Origin of the sequence: Shewanella surugensis, assembly GCF_023284005.1 — a bacterium.
GTDB classification, from domain to species: domain Bacteria; phylum Pseudomonadota; class Gammaproteobacteria; order Enterobacterales; family Shewanellaceae; genus Shewanella; species Shewanella surugensis.
In genome coordinates this window covers 1-8,483 of the sequence record NZ_JAKIKS010000172.1, presented here as the reverse complement: position 1 = coordinate 8,483, position 8,483 = coordinate 1, and the positions used below count along the sequence as shown (strand labels likewise).

At 40.4% G+C, this 8,483-nt stretch carries 7 protein-coding genes, 1 tRNA gene and 1 pseudogene; 5 read left to right on the top strand and 4 right to left on the bottom strand.

What is annotated here, in order from left to right; genetic code table 11:
* Positions 1–604 precede the first annotated feature (604 nt).
* The 3 genes from L2764_RS24485 to L2764_RS24475 all read right to left on the bottom strand — a co-directional run bounded on the left by L2764_RS24485 (position 605) and on the right by L2764_RS24475 (position 2,332).
* Complete coding sequence (locus tag L2764_RS24485; protein ID WP_248942983.1) at positions 605–937, bottom strand: hypothetical protein; 333 nt, start codon at positions 935–937, stop codon at positions 605–607.
* Positions 938–1,278: 341 nt separating this feature from the next.
* Positions 1,279–1,354: transfer RNA gene (locus L2764_RS24480), tRNA-Phe, on the bottom strand.
* A 216-nt stretch (positions 1,355–1,570) separates the two neighbouring features.
* Positions 1,571–2,332 carry an outer membrane protein assembly factor BamD gene (locus tag L2764_RS24475; protein ID WP_248942982.1) on the bottom strand — a complete coding sequence of 254 codons (762 nt, stop codon included), beginning with the start codon at positions 2,330–2,332 and terminating at the stop codon, positions 1,571–1,573.
* A 122-nt stretch (positions 2,333–2,454) separates the two neighbouring features.
* Here L2764_RS24475 and rluD point away from each other — a divergent pair, with 122 nt between their 5' ends.
* On the top strand, positions 2,455–3,429 hold the full coding sequence (rluD, locus tag L2764_RS24470) for a 23S rRNA pseudouridine(1911/1915/1917) synthase RluD (protein WP_248942981.1): 975 nt from the start codon (positions 2,455–2,457) through the stop codon (positions 3,427–3,429).
* A gap of 18 nt (positions 3,430–3,447) precedes the next feature.
* Positions 3,448–4,155, top strand: a complete 708-nt coding sequence (gene pgeF / locus L2764_RS24465; protein WP_248942980.1) for a peptidoglycan editing factor PgeF — start codon at positions 3,448–3,450, stop codon at positions 4,153–4,155.
* A gap of 137 nt (positions 4,156–4,292) precedes the next feature.
* Here the strand turns inward: pgeF and L2764_RS24460 are convergent.
* Positions 4,293–4,523, bottom strand: a pseudogene (locus L2764_RS24460) (VOC family protein); the annotation flags it as partial.
* Positions 4,524–4,663: 140 nt separating this feature from the next.
* Between L2764_RS24460 and L2764_RS28400 the strand changes: the two are divergent.
* The 3 genes from L2764_RS28400 (at position 4,664) to L2764_RS24450 (ending at position 8,068) form a co-directional block, all read left to right on the top strand.
* A complete protein-coding gene (locus L2764_RS28400; protein ID WP_376708487.1) occupies positions 4,664–4,897 on the top strand; it encodes a LysR substrate-binding domain-containing protein in 234 nt (77 codons plus the stop codon).
* A gap of 101 nt (positions 4,898–4,998) precedes the next feature.
* On the top strand, positions 4,999–7,572 hold the full coding sequence (gene clpB / locus L2764_RS24455) for an ATP-dependent chaperone ClpB (RefSeq protein ID WP_248942979.1): 2,574 nt from the start codon (positions 4,999–5,001) through the stop codon (positions 7,570–7,572).
* Between the two features lie 160 nt (positions 7,573–7,732).
* The gene (locus L2764_RS24450) at positions 7,733–8,068 is read left to right on the top strand and encodes a hypothetical protein (protein WP_248942978.1); all 336 of its coding nucleotides are present in this window, start codon (positions 7,733–7,735) and stop codon (positions 8,066–8,068) included.
* The last annotated feature ends 415 nt before the right edge of the window (positions 8,069–8,483 follow it).

Below are 8,483 nucleotides of genomic sequence, written 5' to 3'. Positions count from 1 at the left end.
AAGCTGCTTGCTGATGTCATATCAGGTATTCAATTTAAAGATGGTGAACGGATCACTCAAGATCAAACAGAACATCACGATTCATTGATACACCACATTTGACAATAACTCATTACTTTACATAACCAAGCTATCGAATCTGCTTCATATTTATCTTTAGTATTTTTATTATCCCAAATATATTGGGCGACATGATCGAGTGCTGCTTGATTGGATAAAGAGAGTCGAATGGCTTTGCTTGCTGCGGTTTTAGTTAGGCGAGGATCATTACTGATTAGTTGCGAGAGAAGGGCTTGATATTGGGGCGCAACATTTGCAATACTCTGTGATGTTTACAAAGACTTTTTATTCAGAACCCAGCCGTCATTATAGCTAAATATCATGGTTCCCATGTCAATATAAGTCATACGGATGTATTTGTGTTGATAGTGACCCAGACTATCGGGTTGGCTTAATTGAGAGAGTACGTGACTTAAAGCGCTGCCAAGTTGGATTTGCTTAAATTTCGTGATGGAAGTGGTACTGTTAGAGATCATGAATCCGGTATTGTTTATTTGATACTGACTCGGGTTAAAGGCATTTTCGGTTTCTTTAGGTAATGTTTTTAGGGCTGCTTTGCTTTTTGTAGTTGAGTTAACATTGCGCGATATCTAGGATTATTATATTCCGTCAGTGCTCTGATCAGCCATGCATTAGTATCATTGAAATTGTCATTGTCTTTATCTGTTGTTGTATTAATTGTCCATAATATATAAGCCGTATGATCCCATAGTGCCTGATCTTGTGGTCGCTCATTATGCATGGCTTTGGCGCCAAGCTTTACCTCAGAAAGCTCACTGCTGTTTAGTAATCTCATGTAAATTAATTGCTCATCTGGAGAGATTGAGCGGGCATTAAATGACAGTAAAGTGAGTAGACCTATTATTATTATTTTCATCTGTTCATATCCTTATGACGTTGTACTTCCTTCGGTCAGTACATTTCTAATCGATTTCAGTCGCGGAATTAATACGTCTGGAATGTATGGAGTATTGGTATAATGTTAGTTGAGTTGTTTTGAGTAAAATCACAGCTGAACTTTTCTCTGATAGAGCGGTGTTATTAGGTTCACTGAACGCATTTTCTATGGGAGTAATGTTGTGTGAAGGCATGAGATTCAAACGAAAATAAGATATGGAAAACCTCAACAAAGAGGTTTATTATTTAATTGATCAATTGAATATTTATGCTCTTTATTATGTCGCAAAGGCAAACAATTCATAGTCGATGAATTAAAAGTGGTGCCCGAACCCGGAATCGAACCAGGGACACGAGGATTTTCAATCCTCTGCTCTACCGACTGAGCTATTCGGGCGACGGGCGCAATTTAAAAGCTTTTTGGCCTTTGAGTCAACTATTATTTTTCAAAATGGGTTTAAATCGTATCGAGTGATTATGTTTTGTTCGAAAAGGGCGGTTTAGTCCCTTGTTTTACAGATAAAAGGGAGGCAATGTATTACTGAAATAAGTAAAAAATAAAGCCCATCATATCAATAATGGGCTTTACTAAAGGGGGGGGAGCTTAAATTGTCTACTCTGCAATTAACTCATTATTTGGGAAGTTCTGTTGTAAAACTAATAATGCATTGCCTTTTAAGGTACTTTGCCCTAATTCACCATAGGCTTGTGCCATGATTTCCAGTGCACGTTCTGTTGAAGGTGTATCTGGATAGGTTTCAAGTACGAGTTGAGCACGATTAGCCGCAGCACTCCATGCATTCATCTTCAAATAATATTGGGCCACATGAATAGAATAACGGGCTAAACGGTTTTTAATGTACAACATACGTTGCTGTGCATCGGCTGCATACTTGCTATTCGGGTATAACTTAAGTAGTCTGCCGAAATCTTTGAATGCATCCTGTGCCGGTTTTGGATCTCGATCGCTTCTATCGATGTTAAGCATGTCATGGAACAGGTAGTCATCGATTTGCATATTGACTAAGCCACGCATGTAATAAACATAGTCGATATCTTTGTGAGTGGGATTCAGACGAATAAAGCGATCAATATTCGCTAGGCCTGAAGCAGGGTCATTGAGCTTATAATAAGCATAAATAAGATCCAGTTGAACTTGAGTTTTATGTGGACCAAAGGGAAAACGTGAATCTAAGGCTTCTAATGAACGTACGGCTTTGCTGAAATTACCCAGCTCCATAGAGGTTCTTGCTTGAGAATATAACTCTTCTGGAGAGGTTTTATTCAGCGTAAGATCTTCCTTAGGGCTACTGCTACAAGCCGCAATGGCCAGTGACATTAGGACTATGGCAGTACTTTTGGCAAATTTATACATACTTGAATTCGATTCTTTTAAAGTTATTGTTAAGATTTTTTCTATTTCACGGTAAAATAGAAACGACTTGATTGTAACAGATAGTAAACAATTTTGGACCCCAAAAAGCGGGTACGGTTCCTATGACACAAGAGATTAATCTAAAAAGCGAGATCACATCAATACAAACCGGACAAAGACTGGATCAGACTTTGGCCAATTTGTTCCCTGATTACTCGCGTACGCGCATCAAAGAATGGATATTGTCTGGTGCTGTTTTCATTGATGGTGTTGTGACAGATAAGCCTAGAATCAAGGTCTTAGAAGGGCAAGAGATCACCATACAAGCGACCTTAGAAGAAGAAACTAAAGCTGAAGCGCAAGCCATTGGACTTGATATTGTTTATGAAGATGATCATATTATAGTGATTAATAAACAAGCAGGTTTAGTGGTGCATCCAGGTGCAGGCAATAGTGATGGCACTTTATTAAATGCGTTATTACATCATTGCCCCAATATTGAACTGGTGCCGAGAGCGGGAATTGTTCATCGTCTTGATAAAGATACCACGGGTTTAATGGTGGTAGCGAAAACCGTTGAAGCACAAACTCATCTGGTTACCGCATTGCAAGCACGTGAGATCACACGCGAATACGAAGCAATTGTACAAGGAACAATTATTTCAGGTGCAACGGTGGATGAGCCTATCGATAGGCATCCAACGAAGCGTACCCATATGGCTGTGGTTCATAATGGCAAACCGGCGATGACACATTATCGTGTTGCAGAAAAATTTCGTGCACATACCCGTTTAAGGTTGAGACTTGAATCTGGACGGACGCACCAAATTCGCGTACACATGGCGCATATTGGCCATGTGTTAGTCGGCGATCCTGTTTATGGCGGTCGTCCTCGCCCACCAAAAGGGATCACGCCAGCCTTTTTTGAGACTTATATGGGATTTAAACGTCAAGCATTGCATGCGATTAGACTAGAGCTTGCGCATCCTTTTACTTGTGAGATCATGAGCTGGCAAGCGCCTATTCCTGAGGATATGAAACTGTTGACGCAAGCGCTTCGTCTCGATACGCAAGAAAACCCGTCGATAATTATTTAAGTCGAAAGGTTAATGCAAATGGATCCCGCTTGGTTTATTCCTCCTAATGTGAATATTGCATTTTCAACACGTTTAGGAGGCGTGAGCCTTTCTCCGTATGACAGCTTGAATTTAGGCTGTCATGTCGGAGATAATCCAAAAGCGGTGTTAGACAACCGGGCGTTAATTCAATCTCAATTAGCATTAACGGCCGTGCCTGCTTGGCTTGAACAAGTTCATGGTGTTGATGTTGTCAAAGCGGATAGCACCCGAGTTCATCAGGCTGATGGCAGTGTCAGCACACAAACTTCTGAAGTTTGTGTGGTGATGACCGCCGATTGTTTGCCCATTTTATTGTGTGACAAGCAAGGCACGCAAGTCGCTGCCGTTCATGCGGGCTGGCGTGGATTATGTGATGGAATCATTGAGTCAGCCTTAGCGCATTTCAAACAAGAAGATATTATTGCCTATCTCGGTCCATGCGTAGGGCCAACTGTTTTTGAAGTTGGGCCTGAAGTGCGACAGCAGTTTATTGAGAAAGATGCGACTTGTACGGTTTTTTTTAAACCGGTGAGTGATAAATACTTAGCCGATCTGCAAGGTTTGGCTTGTTATCGATTAAAACAAGCGGGTGTTTCTTTAATTTATCAAGACAAGCGTTGTACATATTTAAATCCCGAGACTTTTTTCTCATACCGTCGTGATGGTGTCACGGGCCGTATGGCGTCTTTTATCTGGTTAAGTTAACTGAGGTGATAGATTGTGAATTCATATAAGTCAGTATGGGATAAATTGAAATGATAGTGCTTCAGAACAACGGCAACTGAATAGACCTTTGCTAAAAGGTCTACATTTGTCTGAAAAGGTTAATAAGTAGTCCTCCTCTAGTAGGCTCCTTCACTGTATAGCAATTCATAATTATGGCTATAAATTTCGAGAATATTGCCAAAATGATCTTCCATATAGATCATACGGTAAGGTTTTTCCCCTGGAGAGTAGTAACGAGGGGCTTTCATACGCTATTTACCGTCAGCGGCAACAATTCTTTCTGCTAGACCTTCAACATCAGGATCTCGTACACAGAAATGAAAAATGCCTGTTTTCCAATATTCAAATTAGTAACACCTGCTAATGTTCTACAGCTAAATTGGGCGGTATTACTCGATCTTGGTTTTATAGAGCATCCTGATGGTGCACATCAGAAAATTTACTTTTAGGGGCAAATTTTTCAGCATTTCAGGGCTATGAAAGTTTAATCAAGAAAGGTTTCTCTAATCAGAACCATCTGATTTTAGAGCCTGTGAGTATGGGTCTAGGTTTTACAGTATTACCTCACTTTGCCGTTGATGATTTTCTTAAATCCAATCTTATTAAAACTCATCCGTTACCTACGTTGATAAAAGAGACTATTTACCTTTGCCATCATATTAATCGGCCGTTATTAAACAGGATGAAAAGAATGGTGATGCATGTTAAAGACTGGATGTAGATTGATTTTTTACTTGAATTAAAAGTGTTGCTTCCCCTTGAAATTGATTAATTCTCCCTCATATTTTAATTAAAGATTATTTATCTATTTTAGGAGGGTGTATGAGACTTGAACGTATGACAAATAAATTTCAAGCGGCCATTTCAGATGCACAGTCATTGGCATTAGGGCGTGATCATCAATTTATTGAGCCAGTGCATTTAATGATGGCATTGCTTAATCAAGATGGCGGCTCTATTAGTAGCCTGCTTAATCAGGCTGCTATTCAAGTCAGTAATTTACGTTCACTGCTAGAGCAAGAGTTGGAACGTTTACCACAAGTCTCCGGCTCTACAGCAGATGTACAACTGTCTCAAAGTTTAATACGTCTTTTAAATAGCTGTGACAAATTAGCTCAAAAGCGCAAAGATAAATATATTTCTAGCGAATTATTTGTTTTAGCCGCGCTAGAGGCAAGCGATCCACTATCAAAAGCACTACATAAATCAGGCGGAGTATCAGAAGTACTCAATAGTACGATAGATCAAATGCGCGGTGGGCAGAATGTCGACGATCCAAATGCTGAAGATCAGCGACAAGCCCTGAATAAATTTACCGTAGATTTAACGGAGCGTGCTGAGCAGGGTAAGTTAGATCCTGTGATTGGTCGAGATGAAGAAATTCGTCGAACAATCCAAGTCTTACAGCGTCGTACCAAGAATAATCCAGTGTTAATTGGTGAGCCTGGTGTGGGGAAAACGGCTATTGTAGAAGGACTTGCTCAACGAATTATTAACAATGAAGTCCCTGAAGGTATTAAAAATAAACGGGTTCTATCTTTGGATATGGGGGCTTTGGTTGCGGGTGCAAAATATCGGGGAGAGTTTGAAGAGCGTTTAAAGGCCGTACTGCATGAGTTATCTCAAGAAGAAGGGCAGGTTATTCTTTTTATTGATGAATTACATACTATGGTTGGCGCTGGCAAGAGTGATGGTGCGATGGATGCCGGTAATATGCTAAAACCTGCTTTGGCACGAGGTGATTTGCATTGTGTCGGTGCGACTACTTTAGATGAATATCGCCAATATATTGAGAAAGATGCCGCATTAGAGCGCCGTTTTCAAAAAGTATTAGTCGATGAGCCGAATGTAGAAGATACCATAGCAATATTACGTGGGTTAAAAGAGCGTTACGAGTTACATCATCATGTGGAAATTACCGATCCTGCGATTGTTGCGGCAGCAAGCATGTCTCATCGTTATATTTCAGATCGTAAACTACCCGACAAAGCCATTGATTTGATTGATGAGGCTGCGTCTAGTATTCGGATGCAAATTGATTCTAAGCCTGAACCGTTAGATAGATTAGAGCGTCGGGGGATCCAATTAAAATTAGAAGAGCGAGCGTTAACGAAAGAAGAAGATGAAGCGAGTGTACGTCGATTAGAAAACTTACGCCAAGAACTCGATGATGTTGAAGCTAAAGCGGCTGAGTTAAATGAAATTTGGCGTACTGAAAAGGCGGCATTGGCTGGCACACAGCACATTAAATCGGATTTAGAGCAAGCCCGACTCAATTTAGAAGTTGCGCAACGTGCGGGTGATTTAGCGCGGATGTCTGAGCTGCAATACGGTCGTATCCCTGAATTGGAAAAACAGCTGGATTTAGCCTCACAAGCTGAAATGCAAGAGATGACGCTATTACGTAATCGGGTGACCGAAGTGGAAATTGCTGATGTATTGTCAAAGGCGACGGGGATCCCTGTGGCAAAAATGTTGGAAGGTGAAAAAGAAAAATTACTGCAAATGGAAATGGCTTTACACGAACAAGTCATTGGTCAAGATGAGGCGGTTGAAGCGGTATCTAATGCTATTAGGCGAAGCCGTGCAGGGCTATCGGATCCCAATCGCCCAATTGGCTCATTCTTATTTTTAGGCCCAACGGGCGTCGGTAAAACGGAATTATCTAAGGCATTGGCGCAGTATCTATTTGATACTGAATCTGCATTAGTGCGTATTGATATGTCCGAGTTTATGGAAAAGCATACAGTATCGCGTTTAGTGGGCGCACCTCCAGGCTATATAGGTTACGAAGAAGGGGGCTATTTAACTGAAGCGGTAAGACGTAAACCTTATTCTGTTATTTTACTCGATGAAGTAGAGAAGGCGCATCCTGATGTGTTTAATATTCTATTGCAGGTATTAGATGATGGCCGGTTAACTGATGGACAGGGCCGCACGGTAGATTTTCGTAATACCATCGTTATTATGACCTCTAACTTGGGTTCTGATCTGATCCAAGAGGGCTTTCATCAACTTAGTTATGATGAGATGAAAGTCAAAGTGATGGATGTTGTCATGCAAAATTTCCGTCCAGAGTTTTTGAATCGTGTTGATGAATCTGTGGTTTTCCATCCATTAGGTACCGAACATATTTTGCATATTGCGCGTTTACAAGTGGAGACGTTAAAGCATCGCTTGGCAGAAAAAGAGTTCGACTTACATATTAGTGAAGATGCATTACTCTTTATCGCTAAAGCTGGATACGACCCTATTTATGGTGCAAGACCTTTAAAAAGGGCATTGCAGCAAGAAGTAGAGAATCCCCTAGCGCAAAAAATGTTAAGTGGTCAACTTGTCCCATCGAGTCCTATCAAGATTGAAACAGGCGAGAGCGGTTTGATGTTTACTCAATAGCAAGAGGCTGCTTAATCGCTGCTTGAATTCAACGATAGAATCCCGTTCATGACTTTAACAGTGAATGGGATTTTTTCTTCTAAAATTTGTATCTTAGTAAAACTCATGCTTAAGTTGTTTTATCGCTTTATGTTTATCTTAAATTGAAAAGAGGGTGAAGATGAGAACTCAATGGCTTGGGATTACGCTAATATTATTTTTTATTATGGGTTGTTCATCAACACCCGAATATGGCAGTGTTAAGGTATCGGCACCTTATATAGGTGCCGGCAATGTTGATTATGAGAGTTTGTATCATTATGGTTATTATCGAGGCTGTCAAAATGCGGTCGCGACGAAAGAGGGGAATGTCGAATTGATTAATGCTTTTTCAAAAGATACGGCATTGGATGGATTGAGCAAATTTGATAACGGCTGGAATGCTGGAAATAAAATCTGCCAAGATGGGGTTTCACATTCTATGTATCGTTTAGAATCTTCAACATCAGGCAGTTGAATCAGTAAGACTAGGAGCGTAGGCCTTAAAATGGAGAGTTAGCTTTGTTAGGTTCTTACCACTTCTCAATAATAAAGGTGTAAATGAGGCTTAATCGTAGATAGTTTAAGCCTTGTGGCTGATTATCGTTCGCTTGTCATTTTATTCTTAAAAAGGGCTTGTGCTTAGCTAAAATCTCCCTATAATGCGCAACCACTGACACGGCAAAGCAGGCTTACTACTTAGTCGAAAGATTAGAGAGTACGGGACTTGCAGCGGTGTTAGAGAGAATAATCTCTTCGGATTTTAATCTCAGGTGACAAGTGCTTTAAGGGCTTCGGTTTTGATTATTTATCACATGAGTGATTAAGAAATCAACACTTGAAAAACTTCTTAAAATAAGCACTTGACGCCGCGACTGGAGAGTGTAGAATAC